The 224-nt window shown below is 38.8% G+C and carries 1 protein-coding gene; it reads left to right on the top strand.

Going from position 1 to position 224, the window contains the following annotated elements; all coding sequences use genetic code 11:
- On the top strand, positions 1–224 hold a 224-nt coding region (locus V6256_RS15680), incomplete at both ends, for a glutamate ligase domain-containing protein (RefSeq protein ID WP_424141080.1).

Here is a 224-nt window from a genome sequence, read left to right as displayed (position 1 = left end):
TGATGAGAACCCTCGTACAGAAGATGAGAAAGCCATTGAGGACGATATTAAAAAAGGGTTAACCCAAGCAGATACTGCAACACTTATACATGATCGTAAGCAAGCTCTTATGCATTTACTCGCCACCGCGAACAATGGCGATATCATACTTGTTGCTGGAAAAGGCCATGAAGTTTATCTAATTTTTGGTGATAAAAAAGTACATTATAGTGATCGTGAATGCT

The organism is Psychromonas aquatilis, assembly GCF_038155185.1.
GTDB lineage: Bacteria > Pseudomonadota > Gammaproteobacteria > Enterobacterales > Psychromonadaceae > Psychromonas > Psychromonas aquatilis.
This window is presented reverse-complemented; position numbering and strand designations above follow the sequence as displayed.